The 21,222-nt window shown below is 56.6% G+C and carries 22 protein-coding genes; 11 read left to right on the forward strand and 11 right to left on the reverse strand.

Features of this window, described 5'->3' with window-relative positions:
• Nucleotides 1-10: 10 nt before the first annotated feature.
• From scpB to ACZ5AM_RS05280, 4 genes are all read left to right on the forward strand, one after another.
• Nucleotides 11-607, forward strand: coding sequence for an SMC-Scp complex subunit ScpB (gene scpB, locus ACZ5AM_RS05265; RefSeq protein ID WP_464915990.1), 597 nt, complete (start codon nt 11-13; stop codon nt 605-607).
• A gap of 125 nt (nt 608-732) precedes the next feature.
• Nucleotides 733-1,812 carry an OB-fold nucleic acid binding domain-containing protein gene (locus ACZ5AM_RS05270; RefSeq protein WP_464915991.1) on the forward strand — a complete coding sequence of 360 codons (1,080 nt, stop codon included), beginning with the start codon at nt 733-735 and terminating at the stop codon, nt 1,810-1,812.
• A 5-nt stretch (nt 1,813-1,817) separates the two neighbouring features.
• Nucleotides 1,818-2,204: a replication protein RepA gene (locus tag ACZ5AM_RS05275; protein ID WP_464915801.1), complete on the forward strand. Its 387-nt coding sequence runs from the start codon at nt 1,818-1,820 to the stop codon at nt 2,202-2,204.
• Complete coding sequence (locus tag ACZ5AM_RS05280; protein WP_464915802.1) at nt 2,201-3,007, forward strand: OB-fold nucleic acid binding domain-containing protein; 807 nt, start codon at nt 2,201-2,203, stop codon at nt 3,005-3,007. The genes ACZ5AM_RS05275 and ACZ5AM_RS05280 overlap by 4 nt, the downstream gene beginning before the upstream one ends.
• Before the next feature lie 22 nt (nt 3,008-3,029).
• Here the strand turns inward: ACZ5AM_RS05280 and ACZ5AM_RS05285 are convergent, their stop codons facing one another.
• The 3 genes from ACZ5AM_RS05285 to ACZ5AM_RS05295 are packed head-to-tail and all read right to left on the reverse strand — an operon-like array spanning nt 3,030 to nt 5,390.
• Nucleotides 3,030-3,410 (reverse strand): ribonucleoside-triphosphate reductase, encoded by a 381-nt coding sequence (locus tag ACZ5AM_RS05285; protein WP_464915803.1) that lies wholly within the window; start codon nt 3,408-3,410, stop codon nt 3,030-3,032.
• Nucleotides 3,411-3,420: 10 nt separating this feature from the next.
• Entirely contained in the window at nt 3,421-4,251 is an 831-nt protein-coding gene (locus ACZ5AM_RS05290; RefSeq protein WP_464915992.1) for a geranylgeranylglycerol-phosphate geranylgeranyltransferase, read from the reverse strand.
• A gap of 44 nt (nt 4,252-4,295) precedes the next feature.
• A complete protein-coding gene (locus ACZ5AM_RS05295; RefSeq protein ID WP_464915804.1) occupies nt 4,296-5,390 on the reverse strand; it encodes a Clp1/GlmU family protein in 1,095 nt (364 codons plus the stop codon).
• A 129-nt stretch (nt 5,391-5,519) separates the two neighbouring features.
• Between ACZ5AM_RS05295 and ACZ5AM_RS05300 the strand changes: the two genes are divergently transcribed.
• Nucleotides 5,520-5,981, forward strand: coding sequence for an Lrp/AsnC family transcriptional regulator (locus ACZ5AM_RS05300; RefSeq protein WP_464915805.1), 462 nt, complete (start codon nt 5,520-5,522; stop codon nt 5,979-5,981).
• Here ACZ5AM_RS05300 and engB read toward each other — a convergent pair.
• Nucleotides 5,928-6,539 (reverse strand): GTP-binding protein EngB, encoded by a 612-nt coding sequence (engB, locus tag ACZ5AM_RS05305; protein ID WP_464915806.1) that lies wholly within the window; start codon nt 6,537-6,539, stop codon nt 5,928-5,930. The genes ACZ5AM_RS05300 and engB overlap by 54 nt on opposite strands.
• A 93-nt stretch (nt 6,540-6,632) precedes the next feature.
• Between engB and ACZ5AM_RS05310 the strand changes: the two genes are divergently transcribed.
• From ACZ5AM_RS05310 to ACZ5AM_RS05320, 3 genes are all read left to right on the forward strand, one after another.
• The gene (locus tag ACZ5AM_RS05310) at nt 6,633-7,286 is read left to right on the forward strand and encodes a hypothetical protein (RefSeq protein ID WP_464915993.1); all 654 of its coding nucleotides are present in this window, start codon (nt 6,633-6,635) and stop codon (nt 7,284-7,286) included.
• Between the two features lie 138 nt (nt 7,287-7,424).
• Complete coding sequence (locus tag ACZ5AM_RS05315) at nt 7,425-7,724, forward strand: nucleotidyltransferase family protein (RefSeq protein WP_464915807.1); 300 nt, start codon at nt 7,425-7,427, stop codon at nt 7,722-7,724.
• Nucleotides 7,725-7,743: 19 nt separating this feature from the next.
• Entirely contained in the window at nt 7,744-8,061 is a 318-nt protein-coding gene (locus tag ACZ5AM_RS05320) for a HepT-like ribonuclease domain-containing protein (RefSeq protein ID WP_464915808.1), read from the forward strand.
• On the opposite strand, the gene glyS is transcribed toward ACZ5AM_RS05320, so the two are convergent.
• On the reverse strand, nt 8,058-9,767 hold the full coding sequence (glyS, locus tag ACZ5AM_RS05325; RefSeq protein WP_464915809.1) for a glycine--tRNA ligase: 1,710 nt from the start codon (nt 9,765-9,767) through the stop codon (nt 8,058-8,060). The genes ACZ5AM_RS05320 and glyS overlap by 4 nt on opposite strands.
• 156 nt (nt 9,768-9,923) lie before the next feature.
• Between glyS and ACZ5AM_RS05330 the strand changes: the two genes are divergently transcribed.
• Together ACZ5AM_RS05330 and ACZ5AM_RS05335 are read left to right on the forward strand one after the other, a co-directional pair.
• A complete protein-coding gene (locus tag ACZ5AM_RS05330) occupies nt 9,924-10,154 on the forward strand; it encodes an LSm family protein (RefSeq protein WP_464915810.1) in 231 nt (76 codons plus the stop codon).
• 21 nt (nt 10,155-10,175) lie between these two features.
• Entirely contained in the window at nt 10,176-10,367 is a 192-nt protein-coding gene (locus ACZ5AM_RS05335; RefSeq protein WP_464915811.1) for a 50S ribosomal protein L37e, read from the forward strand.
• A 76-nt stretch (nt 10,368-10,443) separates the two neighbouring features.
• Here ACZ5AM_RS05335 and ACZ5AM_RS05340 read toward each other — a convergent pair whose 3' ends face one another.
• Genes ACZ5AM_RS05340 through ACZ5AM_RS05360 form a run of 5 tightly spaced genes read right to left on the reverse strand, consistent with a single transcriptional unit; the run spans nt 10,444 to nt 18,161 of the window.
• Nucleotides 10,444-11,166, reverse strand: a complete 723-nt coding sequence (locus ACZ5AM_RS05340; protein ID WP_464915812.1) for a DUF72 domain-containing protein — start codon at nt 11,164-11,166, stop codon at nt 10,444-10,446.
• A 5-nt stretch (nt 11,167-11,171) separates the two neighbouring features.
• Nucleotides 11,172-12,422 carry a DNA double-strand break repair nuclease NurA gene (locus ACZ5AM_RS05345; protein WP_464915813.1) on the reverse strand — a complete coding sequence of 417 codons (1,251 nt, stop codon included), beginning with the start codon at nt 12,420-12,422 and terminating at the stop codon, nt 11,172-11,174.
• Nucleotides 12,409-15,072 (reverse strand): DNA double-strand break repair ATPase Rad50, encoded by a 2,664-nt coding sequence (gene rad50 / locus ACZ5AM_RS05350; protein WP_464915814.1) that lies wholly within the window; start codon nt 15,070-15,072, stop codon nt 12,409-12,411. The genes ACZ5AM_RS05345 and rad50 overlap by 14 nt, the downstream gene beginning before the upstream one ends.
• Nucleotides 15,069-16,481: a metallophosphoesterase family protein gene (locus tag ACZ5AM_RS05355; protein ID WP_464915815.1), complete on the reverse strand. Its 1,413-nt coding sequence runs from the start codon at nt 16,479-16,481 to the stop codon at nt 15,069-15,071. The genes rad50 and ACZ5AM_RS05355 overlap by 4 nt, the downstream gene beginning before the upstream one ends.
• A gap of 9 nt (nt 16,482-16,490) precedes the next feature.
• Nucleotides 16,491-18,161 carry a helicase HerA-like domain-containing protein gene (locus ACZ5AM_RS05360; protein ID WP_464915816.1) on the reverse strand — a complete coding sequence of 557 codons (1,671 nt, stop codon included), beginning with the start codon at nt 18,159-18,161 and terminating at the stop codon, nt 16,491-16,493.
• A 90-nt stretch (nt 18,162-18,251) separates the two neighbouring features.
• On the opposite strand from ACZ5AM_RS05360, the gene ACZ5AM_RS05365 reads away from it, so the two are divergent.
• Nucleotides 18,252-19,799: a dihydropteroate synthase-like protein gene (locus ACZ5AM_RS05365; RefSeq protein WP_464915817.1), complete on the forward strand. Its 1,548-nt coding sequence runs from the start codon at nt 18,252-18,254 to the stop codon at nt 19,797-19,799.
• On the opposite strand, the gene ACZ5AM_RS05370 is transcribed toward ACZ5AM_RS05365, so the two are convergent.
• Nucleotides 19,778-21,163 (reverse strand): ATP-binding protein, encoded by a 1,386-nt coding sequence (locus tag ACZ5AM_RS05370; protein WP_464915818.1) that lies wholly within the window; start codon nt 21,161-21,163, stop codon nt 19,778-19,780. The genes ACZ5AM_RS05365 and ACZ5AM_RS05370 overlap by 22 nt on opposite strands.
• Nucleotides 21,164-21,222: the final 59 nt, after the last annotated feature.

Raw genomic sequence — 21,222 nt, forward strand, 5'->3', positions numbered from 1 at the left:
GGTGAAAATCATGGGACTGCTCGAGGATAAGGCTCTGGTTGAGGCGGCCCTCTTCGTTTCTGGCAGGCCCCTGAGTTTAAAGGAGCTCTCAAGGGCCCTGGGGATAAAATCCCTCGATTACCTTGAAAAGCTCATAGAGCTCATAGCGGCTGAATATGCGGAGAGGAAGAGCGCCATCGAAATAGTCCGCGTTCTTGGGGACAAGTTCGTCATGCAGGTGAAGCAGGAGTACAGCCAGAGGGTTATCCACTTAATGCCAAGGCCCGACCTCAGGACGGGCGAGCTGAAGACCCTGGCCCTTATTGCCTACCTCCAGCCCATAGAGCAGAGCAAGATCATAAAGCTCCGCGGGAGTCAGGCGTACGAGCACATCAAGAAGCTCGTCGAGATGGGGCTTATCTACGCTGAACCCTACGAGAGGACCAAACTCCTCGGCACGACCCAGAAGTTCGCCGAGCTGTACGGCTTCCCCGAGAACGACCCCAACGTCATAAAGGAGGCCTTCAGGAAGGTGGTTCACGCCGAGTACACGGACATCATAGCGAAGCTCGAGGGGAAGGGAGGGGGCGAGGAGACTGGAGAAGAAAACGTGGGGGAGGAAGCTTAGCCTTTCCCGACTTTCTAGTTATCCCCTTCTTTTGAAGACGAGGATTTCCGCTCTTCTCTGCCGATTGTGGCCCTTCAGAGAAAAGTTTAAATAGTGGGCCATCGATTACCATTTAGGTGAGTTCTATGGCAGTGCTTACAAAGGAGGCCATCCTTGAGCTCATCCGGTCAAAGACCGGGATGGGTGAAGGGGAGATAGAGGAAAAGATCAGGGAGATCATGAGGCGCGAGGGCATAGGGGAGCACGCGGCCGCTCTTCTCCTCGCTGAGGAACTTGGAATCAGCCTGGAAGAGGAGGAAGAGGCCCTCAAGATAGCCGACCTCGTGCCGGGGATGACCGGGGTCAACATCGTGGGCAGGGTTCTGAGGAAGTATCCGCCCAGGGAGTACACGAGGAGGGACGGTGGAAAGGGCACCGTTGCGAACCTGATCATCTACGACGCCACCGGAAAGGCTAGGCTCGTCCTCTGGGACTCCCAGGTCGGCAAGTACTACAACGAGATAAACCCCGGCGACGTCGTCAAGGTCATAAACCCGAGCGTCCGCGAGGGCAGGAACGGCGTTGAAGTGCACGTCAACTTCAGGAGCAGGCTGATAGTGAACCCGACCGACGACCCGCGCGTCGAGGAGATCCCGCCCCTGGAGGAGGTCAGGAGCTACAACTACAAGCGCGTCAGAATAGCAGATCTCGTTGGTGGCGAGAGGTTCGTTGAGCTGAGGGGAACCGTTGCCAGGCTCTACCGCGTCACGGTTTATGACGCCTGCCCCCAGTGCAGGAGGAAGGTCGACTACGACCCCTCCACCGAGACCTGGATCTGCCCGGAGCACGGCGAGGTTGAACCCGTTAAGATGACCGTGATCGACTTCGGCCTCGACGACGGCAGTGGCTACATCAGGGTTACCCTCTTTGGAGACGAGGCGGCTGATCTTCTCGGCGTTGACCCCGAGGAGATATACGAGAGGCAGAGGGAGCTGGTTGAGGCTGGCCACACCCCCAAGGAGGCGTCGAGAAAGCTAGCGGAGGAGGATTTCTACACGGTTCTCGGGAAGGAGGTCATCGTTAGGGGCAACGTCATAGACGACAAGTTCTTCGGCCTCATGCTGAAGGCCTTCGGTTGGGACGAGATAGACTTCAGGCGGGAGATATCGATGGAGAGGGCCCAGCTGAAGGAGGCTCTCAAGCAACTCGAAGGGGTTGAGGGGTGATCTAAATGGAGGAGCAAGGGCCCCGGTTCAGGCGGAGGAAACCCGCCGTCGAGAGGAAGATAGCCGAGATAAGGGAGGACGATACGAGGGTCGCGCTCATAGGCAAGGCCTTCAAGGTGGACAAAATGGACTACACCTTCTGGCTGGACGATGGGACGGGTGTTATCCTTATAGAGAGCGAGGAGAACGTTCTTCCCGAGCCGGGCCAGCTCGTCCGCGTCATCGGCCGCGTGATCGGCGACGAGGAGGGAATCCACATCTACGGCGAGGTCGTGCAGGACTTCAGCGGCGTTGACCTGGATGCTCTGGAGGAGATCCAGGGGCTGGAGAGGAAGTACCTGCCGAAAATAGAGGCGATGGTGGCCTTCTGGGAAGGGGGTGAGGAGGAATGAAGAAGCGCCTACCGGCGAGCAGGGTCTACCTCAGGGACGTCGTGGAGGGCTACTACATCAAGAGCGACGGCGACCTCGAGCCGAACTACATCATAACGAAGGACGCCAGGAAAGTCTACCGCGTTAAAGTCGTGGCCACAGTTGTCAGGGATCCTTTCCTTAGCGACGACGAGACCTACGGCAGGTTCCAGATCGATGACGGCACCGCTACCATCTGGGTTCTGGCTTTCAGGGACAACACCCGCTTCGTCAAGCTCGTCAAGAAGGGTGATCTGGTTCAGGTGATAGGGAAGGTCGCCGAGTGGCGCGACGACAAGCAAATACTTGTGGAGGGCGTCTCCAAGGTGCACCCCAACATGATGATCCTCCACAGGTTCGAGACCCTGAGGGAGAAGGCCGAGCACGCAAGGAAAGCCAGGCTGGCCTTTGAGATCTACGACCGCTACGGCATAACGGCGAAGGCTAAAGTTATAGCCAAGAACAAGGGCGTCGATGAGGACCTCCTCATGACCATAGACGAGCTCTACACCCTGATGCTGGAGCAGAGGAGCGCCGAGCTAGAGGAAGAGCTCTTTGAGGAGGAGTTCGAGGAGGAGAAGCCCGAGGAGAACCCGGAGCTTGAGAGGGCTAAGAAAGCCGTCATGGATCTCCTGAGGGAGAAGGGCAAACCCCTTTCCCACAGGTTCATCGTCAAGAAGCTCTCCAAGGAGTACGACGAGGAGGTAATAGAGGAGGCCATAACGCGTCTCCTGGCTGACGGGGAGATCTACGAGCCGGAGACGGGCTACTACGAGCCCCTCTGAGCTCTTCTCCTTTTGCCGTTTCTCAGTACTGCTCCCTCATCGTCCTTATCACCGGGTCGTGGATGAGGGTAGAGGTTATGCTGTCCACCATGCGGAAGAACTCCTCCTTTCCCTTCTCCAGATCCATGTTCTCGATCTTGATCAGGGCCATCTCCCTTCCGAGCACCCATTTTCCTAGGACTATCTTCTCCCTCCCGTCCTTGACGGCGTCTATTCTTATGAGGCCGTAGGGTATGTCTGCAGTCCACCAGTTGGCCTTGAAGGTTATCCTCCAGCCCGCCTCCTCTATGGCCCTCGAGAGCTCTTTCATCGTCTCTCCAGGCCCGTGGGGGGTCTTGAAGGTAATGACAGTCCAGAGGCCCTCTTTTTCAAGGTTCTTAGCTATCTCATCCTTGAACTCCATAACCACCACCTCACAGGAGCACGGCTATCAGGAAGGCCATAACGGCCAGGAATATGCTGATTTTTAGCAGGATCTGGGATCTATGGGCGGTCTCCCTGTCCTGACTCCTCAGGATGAGGTAAACCGCGTAGAGTATCATCAAGTCAACGGGAACCATCGCGTAGTAGCCCACTCCCACCCCGGCCTTCACTGGCAGGAAGGAGGCGATGACTGTGGCAATACCGAAGGTAGCTCCCACGTAAGCGGCTTTTTTTGGTCCGATTACTATGGGCAGCGTCTTGGCACCCTTCTGGAGGTCGCCCTCCACGTCCTCGATATCCTTCACGATCTCTCTCGCGACGTTGACGAGGAAGGCACAGGTTGCTAGGGTTCCGGCCAGGCCTATTTTGCCGACGGCCACGGCCCCGTACAGGGGCGTGGCCCCTGTTAGAGAGGCCACGGCGACGTTCCCTATGAAAGGCATGGGCTTGAGCTTCCATGCGTAGAGGAACATTGTAACGTACGCCAGGAGGGCGAGCAGGAAGGCGTAGAGGTTTATCAAGGCCGCCAGCACAAGCCCCGTGCCGAACAGGGCCATTGCGTACCAGAACGCGGTTTTCCTGCCCATAGCACCCCTTGGAAGGGGCCTGTCCGGCCGGTTTATCTTGTCTATCTCGTAGTCGAAGTAGTCGTTTATGGTGTTCCCGCCGGAACAGCCAAGGGTCACCACGAGAAAGACCAGGACCGTCTTCACGGGGTCAGGGAGGTGGCCCGCCGCCACTATCGACCCGAGCACACCCACTATACCCGCCAGAACGCAGTTGTGGGGCCGGGTTATCTCCACGAACGCCTTCAGTTTCATTAGGGCCACCTAATTCAATTTGGTTTGGGCTTTAAAAATCTTTGCTAGAGCTCCTCCCGTCTCAGCAACCCGAGCTCTTCACCCTCTTCGGTCACCCTTATCCTCCCGAACCTGATTTCCGTCGTCTTGGAGACGTCTTCCTCGTCCAGCGGAGTCAGGATCTCCAGCCTCCCCCCTCCGAGGTTGGGCCACTTCAGGATCCCCAGCCCGAGGCAGAGGCCGTCCTCTCCGAGGAACCCCACCAGGAGGTTGCTCAGGGTCTCGAAGTCGATGGCCTTTAAGGCCGCCCTGTTGTAGGGCCTTCCCCTGCCCTGGTCGGCCTTGACAACGGTGTAGAGCTCCCCCTCCTTCCAGCCGGCGAGGACGATCCACTCGTGGAGTTGCCCGATGAGCTCCCTCTCCTCCCGCGTGAGTGGCCTTCCTGAGAACATGGACGTCCCCGAAACCATCACCTCGTTCAGATCCAGAACAACCGTCCTCGAGTCCCTGAAGTACGAGGCCCACTTGGCCTTCCTTATCATCCTCCTCTCCTCTGGATCGTGGCGTCTGACCGAGGGGCTTCTCTCCAAGGAGACCACCGTGGTCAGGCTTGAAACGCCCTCCACGAGCCTCTCCATGCCGGCCTTCCTCTCGGGGGATGGGTCGATGAAGACGGTTAAGTCCGGTCTAACTGCCTCTACCTTCAGCCTCTTGAGCTCGAAGCCGGGCCCGGTCACGAAACCGGTCGTGTCTATGAGAACCACGTCCGCCAGGGACCTTCCCAACTCAACGAGGCGCTTCACCCCGACGACCATCTCCGCAATGTGCTGGGACGGTGTCGTGGTTCCTATGAAGTAGTGAGCCACCCCCTCTACCTCGTTCAGGTTGGAGAACCTCTCCTCCGCGATCCCGAGGCTGATCGTTGCCGGCGGGAGGATGCCCTTCTGTCCGACGTCGCTGTCCACCACCGCCACCCTGTAGCCCAGCCCTATCAGCTCGTTTGCAACGAACGTTAAGGCCGTCGTCTTCCCGCTGTCTACGTCGCCGATGAACATGACCGTCTTTGCCCCTTCCCCCAGTATCCTTTCAACGAGCTGGATCCTGTCCTCGGGCACGTCCGGGGTATAGAAGGCCTTGTTTGCGGTTGTTCCCTCCCCCATGCTCTCCCCCGCCTAAGCTAATGGGAAAGGCTTATAAAATTCTCTTCCATCCAATTAGTGTTGCTTGACTTGACAAATTAAAATCAGAAACGCTAATTGAGTAAAGCTGATTCCGCGGAGGTGGAACAGGTGGAAAGGGAATCCCTCACCCCAAGACAGCTCAAACTTCTGAAGAAGCTCTACGAGGAAGGGAGGCCGATTGAGGTTTACACCGTTGAAAAGACCCAGGATGAGCTCGCCAACGAGCTCGGAATAACCAGGCAGGCTCTCAGCAACCACCTTAAGGTCCTCAAGGAGCTCAACTACATAAGGACCGGGCGGGGCTTTATAGACCTGACCGACAAGGCCCTCGAGCTCCTCGGTGAGAAGAAGGGCGACGTCTTCGTCTTCGTCCGCATAGAACCGACCAAGAGGAAGCACGTCTACGAGGCCCTCCAGAGGATGAAGATAAAGAGGATATACCGCGTAACCGGCGACATAGACCTTATAATCGAGGCCGACAAGAGCAAGCTCGACGAAATACTGGAGGAGATAGCCTCACTCGAGGGGGTTAGGGAAACCATCACCCACGTCGTCCTCGAGGTTCTCTAAGCTTTTCCTCCCCTTTTCTAGGGTCTCGTTTATGGCTTTTCTCAGCCTCTCCAAGTTCGTCCCGAACTTCGCCGAGACGGGGATTATTATTTCCCTCGCCTCGGTGTGGTCTATCCCAAACTTCTCAGCTAGGAAATTCACAGTTCTCTCGACGTTCCTGACGCGGTCGACCTTGTTGAGCGCTACCAGGGTCGGTATCTTCAGCTCGCGGAGGAACTGGAAGAACTCGACGTCGATCGGTATCTCTCCCCTTCTCTCCCACCTCTCTATTATCTCCGGGGCGGCCTTTCCGTCTATCACGAGGACGGCCAGCTCTATCTCCTCCGCGTGATCCTCTATGAAGTGCACTATCTCGTCCTTGATGCGCTCTTGGACGTGCTTCGGAAGGCCGCTCATGAACCCGAACCCGGGCATGTCCACTACCCTCTTGCCCCTCCAGTTCACCTCGACGGGCCTTCGCGTTACCCCGGGCCTCTTTCCCCTTCTCACTTCCTTTCCGGTGAGCCTGTGGATGAGCGTGCTCTTCCCGACGTTTGATCTCCCGACGAATATTATCACTCTCCCACCTCCCTTAGAGTGAGGGGTGGAGGGTTAATAAACTCTTGCGGAAAAGTTAAGTATTTGAAAAGACCACTTTAAGCGGTGGTGTGCATGGTAACTGGGAACGATCGCGCTAATCAGCTGATAAACAAGTTCGTTATCTCGCTGACGACCGGCAGGATACTGGGCTACGTCACCGATATCAACGTTGAGGTCGAGGGAACTAAGTTCTACTTCATCCTGAAGATGAAGATCGTTGAGAACCTCGGGAAGGGGCAGAGCGTTTTTACAAGCGAGACCAAAGTCAGGATCGAGCCCGGGGACATAGTCAACGTCGGCCCCGACGTCATAATCATCGGGGACGGAAAGGTGCCGCCCATCCGGGAGATTGAAAGGCTGTCCCAGCTTCAGAGTGAGTACGAGGAACTCGTGAGCCAGCTGAGGGAAAAAGAGGCCCTGTTGAAGAGCCTCAAGGACGAGAACACCCACCTGAGGCGCCAGCTCGACGACCTCCAGAGGGAGCTCAGGAGGTACGAGGTCATGAAGGAGGACTTCGAGCACCTCAAGGAGCAACTGATCCGGCAGGAGGGGCAGCTCGAGATGGCCAGGGAGTACATAAAGCTCCTCGAGGGCATAAGGCACGACATCGACCAGATGAAGGAGCTCCTTGAGAGGCTGGTCTCTGAGGGCCTTGAGAGTACGGTGAGGGGTGTTATAGACGAGGAGCTCAACGCGAGGGGCCTGAAGAAGACGGGGTTTATCTGACCCCTTCAGGCCTTTACAGCTTTTGGGTCCCTTCACCCTGTGCTGTACAGTTTTGAATGGGATGATGTCGTGATTCTCACTGGGAAGAACGAGGCTTGGACTTAAGCCTTTTATACCCTCGGGGCCTATTGAGGAAAGATGAACCGGAAGCTTGAGGATATTGAGGCAATCCTCCGAAAGCACAAGGAGGAGCTTAGGGAGCGCTTTGGGGTTAGGTCAATAGCCATATTCGGCTCATACGCAAGGGGTGAGGAGACCGAGCTGAGCGATGTTGATATTCTGGTTGAGTTCGAAAGGCCCGTTGGGTGGGAGATAGTTGACCTCAGGGACTACCTGGAAGAACTCCTCGGCCTGCCTGTAGATTTAATTACAAAAAACGCCGCCATGAGCAGAAAAGGGCTGTGGGAGCACATTAGGGAGGATTTGGTTTATGTCTAAACGGGATCCCTGCCTTTTCATGAATGATATCTTAGAGGCCATAAGTCGGATAGAAGAGTACACCAGTGGCTACACCTTTGAAACCTTCATTAACGACAAGAAAACGGTTGATGCGGTACTGAGGAACCTTGAGATTATTGGAGAAGCGGCCAGAAACGTTCCCGAAGACATCAGAAGAAAATACTCCGCCGTGCCTTGGAGACGGATTGTAGGTCTTAGAAACGTTGTCATTCATCATTACTTCGGTGTTGACCTTTCGGTGGTCTGGGTCATCGTGAGTTCCCAGCTTGAAGAATTGAAGGAGGAAATTGAGAAAATCATCGAGAGGGAGTGTTAGCTCCCGAAGATCAGCTCCCTCAGCTTTTCTGGCAACTCCTCGATCTTCACCCTCACCTGCTCCCTCGTGTCGCGGTCGCGGATCGTCACCGTGTTGTCCTCCGGCGTCTGGTTGTCTATTGTCACGCAGTAGGGCGTTCCGATCTCGTCGTACCTCAGATAGCGCCTCCCTATCGTGTCCTTTTCGTCGTAGACCGCTATGAAGCCCGCCTTCTGGAGGGTTCTGAAGACCTCGTAGGCTATGCTCTTAAGGGGTTCCTTGGCGACGAGCGGGAGCACCGCGACCTCAATCGGCGCCATGTCCTTCTTGAGCTTGAGGTAGGTTCGGTCTTCTTCGATAACGAGGCTGTTCTCAAGGAGCAGGTAGAAGGGCCTGTCGATACCGAAACTCGGCTCCAAAACGTGGGGCACTATCTTTTCGCCGGTGACCTTTTCCTCGACCTCCTTGATTATGAAGTCGTCCCTCTCGAGCTCATAGCCCTCGATCGTAACCTTGCCCTCCTTCTCGAGAAGCTCTACCAGCTCGCGCTTCTTCTCCTCGTCCCAGCCCTGAATGAGGTCGTTTATCCTCTTGGCGTCTTTCCTGAGCTTGGGTCCGACGCGCTTCATGTTGAGGGCCACTTCAAGCCTCTTCACGATTTTTGGCTCGTCGTAGTGGATGAGGACGGTTAAATCGGCCCCGCTCATCTTCATGTGCTTGCTGAGGTCGTAGTCGCCGCGGTTGGCTATTCCAACGCACTCCACCCAGCCGAAGCGCTCGCTGTGGATTTCGGCGTCCCAGGTGTCGCGTGAGTAGTGCGCCCTCTCCTCCGGCAGCTGCTGGCGGAAGCGTATCTTGTCCTCCGGGATGCCGATGTCAAGGAGAACCCTCTTCACCATCACCATGTAGTAGGCGAAGAAGGTGTTCATTACGTAGCCCTTCTTCACGGCCTCCTCCGCTGTTACCTCAATCTCGCCGAGGTTCTTGAGCTGGTGCTCAATCGGATAGAGCCTGAGAACCTCGTCCTTGACCTCGTCGAAGTGTGGGTGCTCGGTTTCCTTCGGGTTGAAGAATATCTCCGCTTCCGCCTGCGTGAACTCCCTGAGCCTCAACATCCCCTGCCTCGGCGAAATCTCGTTGCGGTAGGCCTTTCCGATCTGGAAGACGCCGAAGGGAAGCTTGTTCCTCGCGAAGGCGTTGAGGCGCCTGAAGTTGACGAATATTCCCTGGGCAGTCTCCGGCCTGAGGTAGCCCTTCTGGTCGCCGTAGGGGCCTATCCTCGTCTCGAACATGAGGTTGAAGTACCAGACCTCGCCGAGCTCGCCGCCGCACTCGGGGCACTTTATGCCGTGCTCCCTGATGAGCTCCGTGAGGTGCTCAGCGCTCATGCCCTCGGTGTCTATGCCCAAAGCCTCTTCAACGAGGTGGTCCGCCCTGAACCTTGCCCCGCACTTCCGGCACTCCACCAGCGGGTCGACGAACTTCTCGACGTGGCCGCTGGCTATGAAGACCTTCTCCGGCGTTATGTCCGGCGTCTCAAGCTCGAAGAAGCCCTCCCTCTGGAAGGCCTCCCTTATCTTCCGCTCGATTTTACGCTTTATCGCAGCCCCGAGCGGGCCGTAGTCATAGAATCCGCGTGAACCGCCGTATATCTCAAAGCTCCCCCAGGCGAAGCCTCTCCTCCTCATCAAATCCTGCAGAATCTCGTACTTATCCGGTTCCCCCATCGCTCACCACCTGAAACTGGAGTAAGACGGGTTCATAAAAAGCTTTTGGGGTTATCTTTGTATGATCGTCAGCCCTCCCGCCGCCGGAACGGAAAGAGTTATAAACCGTTTCCCTCGTTAAGGCTATGAGCTTTGATTATTTGGAGGTGCGTGAAAATGGCGGAAAGACCACTCGACGTTATCCACAGGTCCCTTGAGAAGGACGTGCTCGTGCTCCTCAAGAGGGGTGGGGAGATAAGGGGCAAGCTCATCGGTTACGACATCCACCTGAACGTTGTCCTCGCCGAGGCCGACTTCATTCAGGACGGCGAGGTCGTGAAGAGCTACGGTAAAATTGTCGTTAGGGGAGACAACGTCCTCGCGATTTCCCCGGTCGAGATTGAGTGAACACCTTAGCGGGGTGATACCATGGGAGCGGGAACAGAGCCAAAGGGCAGGAGGAACCGTACTCCAACTCACATCAGGTGCAGGCGCTGTGGTAGGAGGGCCTTCAACGTCAAGAAGGGCTACTGTGCCGCCTGCGGCTTCGGCAGGAGCAGGCGCATGAGGAAGTACAGCTGGTCCCACAAGTGGAGGAAGAAGAGGAACCTCGCCTACTGAACCCTTTTCTTTTCCCTCTGCCGATGAAGAAACGTCAGCACGCTGACCCGTGATGAGAAGGGACTTCACCGAGGCGTTACAGCTGTTTTAGAGCCCTTTTGAACATCTTTGCATCTGCGCACATGTTCGAGTTGTTGAAGAAGACGAAGCTCTCCGAGCGGTTCCAGCCGAGAACCCTCTCCTTTACGTTCTCCAGCTCCTCCTCGCTGTAGGAGTGCCTGTAGATTATCCTCCCGTTTTCGTAGCGCCCGTGAAGGCGGTAGTAGTTTACATCTCCGTTGTGGAGTGGAAGTCTAACGAGCGGGTCGGTGACGTCTATCACGTCGAACTCCCTCACGAAGCGCTTGATCCCTTCCTCGCTCCAGCCCCTCAGTTCGACCGCTATCTCGAAGTCCTTCTTCTCGGCCGTCTCAAAAAAGCGCTCCGCGTTGGCAAAGCTTTCCTCGCTCTCCTTAAAGCTCCTCGGCAGCTGGATGAGTATGAACCTCGCTCCTAATATTTCGGCCTCCCTCAGCGTTAAACGCCAGAAGTGGAGCACCTCACTGTTCGGCCTGAGCAGGCCGGCTTCTCTGCCCGGTTTTACGTTGCTCCTCCGCCAGGTGGGGCTGTTCGGGGGATGCGTTACCCCTTGGAAGGCCTTGATGGAAAAGGTGAACCCCTCAGGAGCCCCCCTCTTCCATCTCTCGAGGGTCTTCTCCTGGAGCACCCTGTAGAAGGTCTGCTGTATCTCAATCGCGTCGAAGTCGCGGTAGTACTTCGCGTGCCCCTCGCAGAAGTCGCACGTCCCGACCCTTATCATAGCCGTCACTCCAGCGGCTCCCTCCCGTAGCGCAGGAAGCTGAGGAAGCGCTCGTCCTCCCCAACGAGAGCACTCAGCACCGCGTTGACGTAGGCGTCGAACTCCTTCTTCTTTATGACGACGGAGTGGTGGGCGTACTCGAGGGGTATAACGTACTCGTCCTCGGCAACGGAGAGTATCTCTCCCAGCGTCCTCTCAAAGTCCTGCTTCTCCGGAACCTCGAGGAGGTATATCAGCCCGCCGTCGGCGAAGCGGACGTAGGCCGGCCTTATCCTCGCCCCGATGATCTTGCCGCCCTCCATGATGAGGGTCTCCCTGAGATTCTGGAGCCTGCCGTGCGCCATTATCCCAGCGACCAGCTTTGGGAAGCCGCCCTTCGGCTCCTTCAGGTAGCTGAACTCCAGGTAGCCCCTCTCGTCTGAGAGCGATGCAACAACCGGAGTATCGACTATCATTGGTGTGCCCTTGAGCCTGTCCCCCTCGCGCATCTTCACGGCCTTCACAACGTCGGCCTTGTAGAAGGTCTTCGCGATGGCCGCTATCCTTCCCCCGAGGAGCCTGTCGAGGGCGTGAAGGTACTCGAGGTACTCGAAGAGGACGATGAGGTCCTCCCTGTCGTTGACCCACCAGAAGCTCCCCCTTATGCTCCGCGCCCCGCGCTTCATAAGGATCGAGAATATCTCCTCGCCGTCCCATCCCCTTGATGGAAGGGAGAACCCGTTTAAAACGCCGCCCTCCTCCAGCTTCTCCCTCCACTCAACCCACTGCCCGTCGAGGAAGTCGAGGAACTCCAGAGCCGCGCTGAGGAGCTGCTCCCCGTGCTTTCCGTAGAGTTCCCTCGTCGTCGACGTCACGTAAGTCGGCGGCGTGATTATGGCGCTGCTTATCGTCCCGTCCATCAGTACAAGATCGGCGCCGAGTTCGAGCATCATCGCGCCCATCCTCTTCTCGAGGATGTCCATGTGGATTCTAACCCTCTCGTCAACGCTCTTGTAGGGGAAGACCATGCCGATGTCGTTCCAGTAGTAGAGCTTCTCCCCGATGGCCGAGGCAGAGACGGCGTAGATTATCGCCCCGCTGAGGCGCTTCATCATCCTGCTGCCGTCTATGGCGTAGACTCTCGCCTCCCTTGGCTCGGGGAGGGGCCTCCACTCGAAGTGTTTCCCAACCGCCTCTCTGAGTCTCTCGACGTCCCGCAGGCTCCTCAGGAGAAACTCCCTTATCTCGTTGATGTGGACGTCGCTAATACGCTCCAAGGCTCTCGACCTCCACCCTGCTCTTTCCTCCGACGTTCTCCACGCGGATAACGTAATCGGCGGCGTCCTTGAGTTCTTCGTCGTGCGAGACTATGATAACCTGCGGTATCTTCCTGAGCTGGCTCGATATTATCTCAACGAGCTTCTTCCTCCTTTCCTCGTCGAGGAAGGGCGTCGGCTCGTCCAAAATGAGAAGCTCAAGGTTCCCCACCTTGTAGAGCGATAACGCCAGGCGGAACGCCAGTCCGAGCGCTATCCTCTCGCCGCCGCTCAGGAACTCCAGGCCGACCTCGTTGCCCGCGTAGAGCACCTTCAGCTCTATCTTTTCTTTACCGTACTTCTTCACGCGCTTGAGCTTTATCCCCTGGTACTTGCCCTCGGTCATCTCGGAGAAAGTCTCACCCGCTAGTTTTTGAACCTCCTCCAGCCCGCGGAGTTCTTCCTCGGCCTTGAGCCTCGCGACCTTCTCCCTGAATGCAACCATGTCAGCGATGACCCTCTCGACGGTCTCAAGCTCCTTTTCCGCTTCTTCAATCTCCTTCCTTTTGGCCTTCAGCTCGTCGAGGAGCTTCATGACCTCGTCCCTCAGCTCTTCGGCACCCTTAAGCTCTGCCTTTGCCTTCTCAAGCCCCTTCGCGCTCTCCATGTACATCTTCTCGGCTTCCCTGTAAGCCTCCTCCGAGAACTCCTTTGAGAGCTTCTCTATTTCCGCCGTCAGCTCTTTGGACTCTTTCTCCAGCTCTTCAAGCGATTTAACGCTCTCTTCACGTTTCCTCATGAGCACGTCGAGCTTCTTCCTGGCCCTCTCAAGTTGCGCCGGAACGCCCTTCAGGGAAAGGTACTCGCGGTAGGCCGGCTCGAGTTCTCTAAGCCTCTTCTCAACCCCGTCGAAGGAGTCGAAGCCCTCACCCTTCAGCTTCTTTGCTATCTCTCCCTTCTTTACCCCTATCTCGGCGAGCCGCTTTTCTATCCGCTCGAACTCTTTCCTGGCGTTCTCAAGCTCCTCAAGCTCCTTCCGGAGGTGCCTCAGCTCCTTCTTTATCTCGATGAGTCTCGCCTTGGCCTCCTCAAACTCCTCAGCGGCCTTCTCAAGCTCCTCTAAATCGTACCTGGAAAGCTTTTCCTCGACCTCTCTAAGAAGGTCAGCGATCTTCTTCAGCCTTATGAGCTTTGGCTCTCTCCGGATGGTCTCTTTGAGTTCCGGTTCTCTCTCCCTGAGCTTCTCCAGCTTCTTCTCCAGCCCATTCAGCTTCTTCTCGATGGAAGTTATTTCAGCGTCGTACTCCGCCCTTATCTCCTCCTCGTCGTGCTCCTCAATGGGCCTCTTGCACAGCGGGCAGACCTTCGCCCCTTCGAGCTTCGAGAGGTTCTCGATGAGGTTATCCTTTTGCCCTTTGAGGGCCGCCATCTGCTCCCTTATCCTAGCCATCTCCTCGCGGAGTTTCTCCAGCTCTTCCTTCGCCCTCTCGACGGACTTCAGCTCCTTCTCAAGCTTCTCCGGCGCGGTTCCGGCCTTCTCAAGCTCCTTCCTATACCTCTCCGCCTCTGCCTTTAACTGAAGGGCGCGCTGATAGAGGGAGTTCTTGCGCTTCAGCTCCTCGTAGGTTTCCCTGAGGGCCTTCTCCTCCTTCTCCAGCCCGGCTATCTCTGAAGAGACCCCATCGATTTTAGCGGCCCTTTCCTCCAGCGCCTTTTTCTTTTCCCTCAGCCTGGCTTCCGAGACTTCAAGCTTTGCAAGCTCGTCCTTGAGCGAGAGGAGGGACTTGAGCTTCAGGTACTGCTCCGCGAGCGGTTCAAGCTCCCCCAGGCGGGAGAGTTTCTCTTCAAGCTCCGCTATCTCCTTCTCCACCTCGGAGATTTGCCCCTCGTAGTCCGCTATCCTTTCCCTCTCGGCCTTTATTCTCTGCTCCAGGACGGCCTTCCTCTTCTCCAGTCCATCAAGTTCTTCCTTCAGGGCCTTGAGCCGGCCGTATTCTTTCTCCGTCTCCTCAAATTCCTTCTCGAGCTTTCTTACCCTTTCCCTCAGCTCGCTTATCCTCCTCAGCGTCTCGGAGAAGCGCTTCTCCGCCTCGCGGAGGCTCTCCTCAACCTCGGCCTTTCTCTCGATGAGCTTCCTGAGGTAGTCCCTCTTCCTCCTCAGCTCCCTTATCAGCTCCGCCGCGTTCCTCTCGGCGTTCTCGTAGTCCTCTATGCCCAAAACCTTCCGCAGGACCTTCTCCATTACCTCGCGGTTCGTGATTATGCCCTCTATCTCGCCCTGCCTTATGTAGAGGGCGTTGGTGAAGACCTGTATCGGGTAGACGTTCCGCTCCACCCAGCGGGCTATGTCAGAGCTTTTCTCCGCTATCAGCGAGCCATCCTCCAGAAGCTCGCTCTTCTTGGTGTCCCTCACGATTTTATAGGCCCTCCCACCGTGCTCGAACTCCAGAGCAAGCGCTATGCCGCCCTTCGCGTTGACCCGCGTGTTGGCCTGGAGGTAGCCCTTGGGAAAGCTCGGGTGCCCCATGTAGAGGGCCGCGAAGATCGCTTCGAGGATTGAACTCTTCCCCGCGCCGTTCTGGCCTATCAACAGGTTTATGCCGTCGCTGAACTCGACCTCGCTCTTCTCGTGCGCCCTGAAGTTCTTGATTTTAATCCGCCTTATTCTCACGGTTTACCCCTCCTGAGCCAGGCGTCTAGGCTCGACGGGTTCTTGGGTTTGGGAACGGGTTTCTTTTCGGGTTTTTTCTCTTCTTTTTCAGGTTTCTTCTCCTTCGGCAGTTTTTCGGGGGCTTTGGTCTTTTTAGGCGTCTTTTCCTCGGGTTCCACTTTCTTCTCCGGGGCCTTCTTCGGGACAATATCCTTCGCAGGTATCCCTTTCTTGTACCTCTCCATCAGCCAGGAAACGAATTCCGGAAGCCCCTCCGAGAACTCCTTCGGTTCAACGCGGAGGTGCATCAGTAGTTCCCTCTCCCACTCCGTGAACAGCTCCTCCTCACTCAGCCTCTCCTTCGAGAGGACGGCCTCCCCGACGACCCTGCTCCTGAAGGTGTAGTACCTGATTCCGGAGTCCCTGAGCAGGTCGTTGAACTCCGCCAGGGCAATTCCTCCCTTAACCGTCCCCTCGAGCGTTATCACGGCAATAGCGTCCTTCGGGATGAGCGATGAAACTTCTTCGACTTTCCTCCTCAGCTCGGCCTTGCTGTTTCCTTCGACCCGCACTGAGTAGAAGGGCCTCGTCTCGACCTCCACGAACTCTGGAACAAAGTTCTCGACGATGTAGAACCCCTTCGGCCCCTCGCGGTTCTCCAGCACCTTCGGTTTTCTGTCCCTCGCAGAGTAGCGGATTATGTGGCTCGCCTCCCTGACCTCGGTTCTCTCCAGGGAGCCGGGGTAAGCCAGTGGACCTTTTAAACCCGTCTGCGAAGGCTCTGCTATCCTCCTGACGTGGATGTGTCCGAGGGCGTAGTAGGAGAAGCCGTCTGGAAGCTCGCTCAGTCTCAGGTCGAAGGCGTCCTGGTAGGGCGTGTCCTTGGCCAGGTAGTCAATTGCCTGGTGAAGCATAAGGATTCCCTTTTTCCCTTTAAAGAGTGTCCTGAGGACGTTGATCGCCCCGTCGTTCCTTATGAGCTGCCAGCGCGTGTGGTGCCTCAGCCCGTGGATTTCAAGGTCTCCAACCTTCCCCCACACCAGATAGCGGTTCTCTGAGAGCCTCTTGCTCTCCTGGAACTCGCCCTTCCTCGGCTCCCTCTTGAGGCCGACGGTGTAGATAAGTCCGAGGTGCTCTAGGAGGTCGAAGACAGAAGTTTCCCTTATGGTCTTGTCGTGGTTGCCCTCTATCGCGAAAACCGGAATTCCTTTCCTCCTCGGCAGCTCGAGGACCTCAACCGCATCGCGTATCGTCCTCGGCGACGGCCTGCTCACGTGGAAGAGGTCTCCGGCGATGAGTATGAAGTCAACGTTGGCCTTCACCGACTTCTCGATGGCCTCGCGGAAGGCCCTTAGGTAATCCTCGTAGCGGAAGGGCTGGTTGAACTGCTCCCTGCCGAGGTGGACGTCGGCTATGTGCGCGAACTTCATAACGACACCTCACAGCGGGAGGGCGTTGATGGCCTCCTCTTCTGTCATCTCCTCGGTCTCCTCCTTCCCTTCGAGCCACTCGGCAACGATGTCTATGTCCCCGCCGCCGTACTGGCCATTAAAGTCCCTTTCAAAGCTGTATATCTTCACCATCGCGGGGATCGTTATCGCGTAGCCGACTATCACCGCCTCACCAACTCCGAGGGAGGCAATGTCTCCGAGCAGGTCCTCGCTTATCTGCTCGCTCGCCTGCTGGACGTAGCGCTGATCGTTCGGCTCGACGAGCTTGAGGATGATCTTCGTGTTCGTCTGGCTCAGTATGTCGTCGTCGAGCTTCTTCGGCCTCTGGGAGACTATGCCGAGGCCGACGCCGAACTTCCTGCCCTCCCTTGCTATCTTTCCAAGCCAGAGGGTTGCGGGGTTCTTCTCGCCCCTCGGGGCGAATATGTGCGCCTCCTCGACGATGACCAGCAGGGGCTTCCTGACCGCCGGGTAGGCGTCAAGTATCTCCCTCGCGGTGGGCCTGTCGTTCGTTCTGAGGGCTTTTATGTACTCGATGCGGTTCTTGAGGATTCCGCGCAGGACGAAGCTTGCCAGCGTAATCATCTGCTCCTCTTCCATACCGCTCAGGTCGATGACGTTCACCATACCCAGCCTTATCTCGCTGAGGACGTTAACCGGGCTTATGAACTCGCCAAAGTTTGCTCTCAGCTCGCTCAGATAGTCCTTCAGCCTTATCAGGGAGTCGAGGTCCTTCGTCTGTATCTTTCTCGGCGTTTCTATGCCCTTCTCGTCGTAGTAGTAGATGACCTTGTCGTCGGTGTTCTCGTATATCCTTATCCACTCCTCTATCTTGTCCTCCATCGCGTGGATGAAGTCCATTCCGCCGACGACGCACCCGTTCCTGCGCATCTCCTCTCTAACCGTCCTGTAGACCAGTCCAAGGAAGCGCCTCTGAAGGCTGGCGTTCTCCGCTATGCCGAGCAGCGTGGCGAACTCGCTGAGCCTTATCCTGCCAGGATCAATCGTGGCCTTTATCGGGTTGACGCGCGCTCCGGGCCAGCTCAGGTGCCTGTACTCGCCGTGCGGGTCGAGGATGACGACGGTGGCGTTGACGTTGCTCACCAGCTCCTTCGTGAGAACCGCTATCGTGTTGGACTTTCCGGCGCCGGTAACTGCCAAAACCGCGAAGTGCCTTGAAACGAGCCTGTTGGCGTCGAGCTTTACCTCGACTTTCTCCCTCGCTATGAGCCTCCCAAGTCTTATGTGGCCCTGAGAGAAAATCCTCTCCAGGTCTTCATCCCTCGCGAGGTAGACCTTCTCACCCGGCTTTATCGGGACGCGGTTGGGAGCTGGCTTCGCCAAGAACTCTCCATCGGCTGTCCTCAGCACGCCCAAAACTTTCGCCGTCGCGAGTATCTCCTCACTCTTGTCCAGGACGCCCTTTGAGAAAACGTTGACCGTCTTCTCCACGTAGTCGTAGCTTCCCCTGCCTGCATCCATGAGCCAGTTGATGTTCCTTATCGACTTCAGAAGTGCTAAAACCTCGTCGCCGTCCCTGTTTCTCGCTATGAGAAACTCCCCGAAGCGCGGAAGCTCGTTCCTCGGGTTTACTATGAACGTGAAATGGTCGGTGGTCGATTCACCGAACACGATTCCAACGGGGTTATCACGCTCCATATTACCACCTTTAGTTGACTTCTCCCGGTGGAACAAAAACCTTTCGCCCGAAACCGCAACCCCTAAAAGCCATCCCGCAGAGGTTCTTCCATGGAGAACGCCGGAAGAATCCTCCTCGTCACCGGCAGGCTCGCCGAGCCGCTCGTCAGGAAGTACGGTAAGGGCTGCGACGTCTTCGTTACCCCCGTTAGCGTCGCGGCCTTCCTCACGCCGGAACTTATCGCCCGCTACCTTAAAAAGGCCGGAATCCGGAGTGAGGACTACGACCTTATTCTAATCCCCGGCCTCGTCCGTGGCTCCGCTCAAATCATAGAGGACGAGCTTGGCATCCCGGCATTCAAGGGACCGAGAAACGCGATGGACATACCGCAGGTTCTCAAGGCATTAAGCGAGGGCTTCAAGCTGAGCAAGGAAATCCCTGCTGACGACCTCTTCTCGGTCGATGCCCTTAAGAGAGTGGAGGACATAAGGAACAGAACGCGGAACAAGCGCTACATTGAGAAAGCCCTCAAAAAACCGTGGAACGTTCTCATCGGGAACCTGCCGGCGGGAAGGGACTTCCCGGCGAGGATTCTAGGTGAGGTCGTCGATGCCCCGAAGCTGGGCGTAGAAAAGACGGTCGAGAAAGCCCTCTACTACCTCCGCGAGGGAGCCGACATAGTGGACATCGGCATGGTTGCTGGGGAGAGGAACCTCGAGTTTATCGAAAAAATCCCCGAGATCCGCGAGATGCTGAAGGAAAACGGCTTCGACGTTCCAATAAGCTTCGACTCGCTCAACACGGCCGAGATCGAGAGGGCTTTAGAACACGCCGACCTTTTCTTGAGCGTCGATGCCGGAAACATTGAGGAACTTGTGACGGAGAAGCCCGTAGTTCTAATCCCGACGAACCAGAAGGAGGGCTTCTTCCCCACGAAGCCGAGCGAGCGCGTCGAGTTCCTTGAGAGACTGAAGGAGAAGGCCTTTGATTTGGGCTACACGATGGTTATCCCTGACCTCATCCTCGAACATGTGCCCCACCTGGCGCGCTCGGTTACGGCCTTCCAACTCTACCGCGAGAGGAATCCCGATGACGTTCTGTTAGCGGGCGTTGGGAACGTGGTTGAGCTCTACGATGCCGATAGCGTCGGCATGAACGCCCTGCTCGCTGGAATCGCTAGGGAACTTTCGATAAACCTGCTCCTTACAACCGAGGTGAGCCCCAAGGCGAGAGGCTCGGTGAGGGAACTGAGGAGAGCCATTGACATGAACCTCTTTGAGATGCCCAAAGACCTCGGCTTCGACCTCCTGATCCTGAAGGAGAAGCGGGCGAGCGAATGGCGGTTCGAGCCCGCCGAAAAGGTCATCGAGGCCGAGGAAAAGCAGGTCGAGCTTGAACCGGTTTACTTTCGGATCTGGGTCGAGAAAGGTAAGATTTGGGTGAATGCCCATCGCGGGACAGAGGCTGTGCTCACGATAACCGGAGAAGATCCAAACGCGATAATCGACACCATCCTGGAGCACTTCGAGATAAGCCCAAGACATGCTTTCTACCTTGGCCGGGAGCTGGAGAGGGCGAAGACGGCATTGACACTGAGGCGGAGCTACGTCCAGGAGGTCGAGCTCTTCGGAGAGTTTTACTTCTCCAAAAGGGGTTGAGGTGTAAAATCCCCTAAGTCCCAGACCAGCCAGCCCCCTTCCCTAAGCTCATCCTTCCCCTCAACCTTCTTTGCCCCAAGTCCGTAGCTCTTCTCCCACCCATCCAATCTCACAAGCTCGCTCTTCCTCTCCAAATCCTTCAGAATCCCCCTTGCCTCCCTCTCACTCAGCTTCTTCCACTTAACTTCAACGAAAAGGGCCTTCTTCTCCCTCTCGTTCAAAGCGAGCAAATCAATCTCCTCGTTCTTGTGCCACCAGCGGCCGAGCTTGGTGAACCTGAAGGGTAGCTTTCCAGCTCTGTTAAGCTCAACCAGAAACTGCTTCGCCACCTCTTCAAAGGCGGAGCCGAGATAGTGGTTGAACCCCCCCTCGAACTCCTCCAGCGCGCCCTCGGGGAAGCCGCTCTCAATCTCCTCGAAGTAAGGTGCAACGAAGCGGAACCAGAAGGCGAAGTACAAATCTCTAAAGCGGTAGATGCCCTTCTTCGCCTTTCTTCCTACTGGAAGCTCCCTCCTCAGTATCCCAAGGTCTTCGAGGATTCTAAGGTACCTCGCAGTGTTCCTTGGCTCAAGGAAGGCGTGCTGGGCTATCTCGTTTACCCTCGTCTTTCCTTTGGCGATAGCCTCAAGGAGCGTGTAGTACGTCTCAGGCTCCCGGAACTCCTCCTCAAGAAGCTCCTTGGCCTCGCGGAAGAGGAAGGCGTTCGGGTCGAAGAAGTTTTCCCTGATTTCATCTTCAACGTTCTTCCCATCGAATAGCTCGAGGTAGCGCGGGACCCCAGAGGTTACGGCGTAGAGCTTTACGGCATCTTCGGGGGAGGTGCCCTCGAACCACTCGAAGAGGTGGTTGAACTTCAGCGGCTGTAGGTTCAGCGTCGCGTCGCTCCTCCCGTAGAGCGGGCTGGAGTAGTCGAAGAAGCTCCTCTTGAGCAGTCCAACGGAGGAGGCGGAGAGGATTAGCATGACGTTGCTCTCCGCGAGTATCTCGTCCACTATGCTCTGGAACTCTGCCTCAACCTCGGAATAGCGGAGCAGGTAGGAGAACTCGTCGAGGAAGATGATGAGCCTTCCCTCCGCTTGAGAGGCAATGAAGCGGAAGGCGTCGCTGAAGGTGGAGAAATTTGGAGTAGGAATCCCGAAGTGCTCGCCAATGGCCCTGTTGAGTTTGTTCAGGTTGTACTCCCAGAGCCTCTTCTCGAACTGGACGCCTATGGCTCTCTTCCCCCTCAGAAACTCACGAACGAGACGGCTCTTCCCGATTCTCCTCCGCCCCGTGACTAGGACGAGGGTAAAACTCTCCCTCCCGTAGAGCCTTTCGAGGGTCTGAAGCTCCTTCCTGCGGTTGACAAATTTTCGAATCCTCATAATATAATCGTGAGTCGAAATTTATAAAAGGGTTTCGCCAGGTGACTGCCTTGACATTC

Source organism: Thermococcus fumicolans, from assembly GCF_055386755.1.